The 1,669-nt window shown below is 69.1% G+C and carries 2 protein-coding genes; one reads left to right on the forward strand and one right to left on the reverse strand.

What is annotated here, in order from left to right:
- The first annotated feature begins 378 nt into the window (after positions 1-378).
- On the forward strand, positions 379-882 hold the full coding sequence (locus tag NE235_RS37050; RefSeq protein ID WP_252811592.1) for a hypothetical protein: 504 nt from the start codon (positions 379-381) through the stop codon (positions 880-882).
- Positions 883-887: 5 nt separating this feature from the next.
- Here NE235_RS37050 and NE235_RS37055 read toward each other — a convergent pair whose 3' ends face one another.
- Positions 888-1,529, reverse strand: a complete 642-nt coding sequence (locus NE235_RS37055) for a hypothetical protein (protein ID WP_252811593.1) — start codon at positions 1,527-1,529, stop codon at positions 888-890.
- Positions 1,530-1,669: the final 140 nt, after the last annotated feature.

A 1,669-nucleotide genomic window follows, 5' to 3' on the forward strand; every position in this document is an offset into this window, starting at 1 on the left:
TGCGACCTCTGGGTTATGAGCCCAGCGAGCTACCGAGCTGCTCCACCCCGCGTCGGTGTGGTCATACGTTATGCGGCCCCGACGCCGGGCGCAAATCGATTCCGCTGCCGTCGGCCCGGAAACCCCGCTTCACCTGCGGTGATCTCGATGACGATCGGTTCGAGGGGAGCGCGCGCCGGCGATCCGGCGCGGGACCCCCGGCGATCCGGCGCGGGACCCCCGGCGATCCGGCGCGGCGATGCGCCACCGACTTCACCGGCACGGATTGGTGACCTGATTCGGCCGCCCGCCAAAATCTCCAATCCCTCAAAAGACACATAAAGGTCGCTCCATGGCCCCTTAGCGTGAGCCACTCGCACACCGAACCAAGGGGGATCAATGAAGCTTCCTGTGCGTGTACTCGCCGTCGGCGGTCTCGCGGCGGTGCTCGTCTCGACGGCCGGGCTCTCCGCGGCCGACGCCTCGACGACGGACTCGACGGTCACCCTCACCGCCACCCGGGCGGCGGGTCCCAGCCTGCGGGCCGACGTGATCACCTGCAAGGTCACCGCCCACAACCCGCACTACTCCCACCACGCGCACGCGAAGAACCGCGACATCGTGAACGTCACCGCCGATATCAAGTGCAGCAAGAAGGTCGCGTCGATCTCCATTCAGGTGGCGCTCTACAAGAACAACACGCTGTACAAGAAGAGCGCCGTGAAGCGGAACGCCGGCAAGAACTACATCAGCCAGAACGCCGCCCGGCGATGTGTCAAGAAGCAGCACTACACCGGGGTGGCCGTCGGCACCGTGAACTTCCCGCCCGGTTACACGCCGCCGTCCAAGAGCGGCCGCGGCCAGAGCAAGACCGTCTACATCGCGGCCTGCAAGAAGAAGTGACGCGGTCAGCCGAGCGGGTCGGACAGCTCGGCGGGTAGTGCCTCCAGGTGTGATCCGCCCGTCAGGTCCTCGACCAGGCTGGCGGATCCGCCCACGTAGGTGGAGTCCAGGTCGACGTCGGACGCCACGCACCACGCCCGGTCCTCCGGCCAGATGAGGTTCGGCGCCTGGTGGAAGAAGTAGCCCGGCCCACGGTCGCCGAACTCCGTCACGGCGTCGAGAGGTCCTTCGTACAGCAGATGGTCGCGGCCCGGCAGATGGAACGTCGGGCCGTCGGCGTCGAGCCAGCCCCAGCCGTCCCACAGGCCGAAGTAGCAGTGCCCCGGCGTCGCGGTGTGCGCCGCGAGGATCGCGCAGAGGGCCGGCAGCAGCTCCGCGGGGAACGCCCCGGCTCGGGGCTCCTCGTCCTCCGGCCCGGCGATGTCCTTGAAACGCGTCCTGGAGTCGACGGCGCGCCCGGAGCGCCCGGCGATCTCCTGCCAGCGCAAGGGCTGCCCGTCCGCGGACTCGGCGGGGTGCGGCAGCCGTGCGTACGCCGCGAACCCGGCGGGCAGCAGCGCGTGCACGCCGGAGTCGAAGTCACCGGCCCCCGCCTCGATCCACGCGGCGGGCGAGACATCGGCGAGAGGGCGCAGGCGGAAGGGCATGACTCAAGCCTCCGGCGCGGCCGCGGGCGGCGCAAGCGATCGGAACGACGAGAAGCCCAGAGGATGATCCTCTGGGCTTCTCGACCTGGTAGCGGGGGCAGGATTTGAACCTGCGACCTCTGGGTTATGAGCCCAGCGAG

Origin of the sequence: Actinoallomurus spadix (assembly GCF_024055725.1) — a bacterium.
In the GTDB taxonomy this organism is placed as follows: domain Bacteria; phylum Actinomycetota; class Actinomycetes; order Streptosporangiales; family Streptosporangiaceae; genus Actinoallomurus; species Actinoallomurus spadix.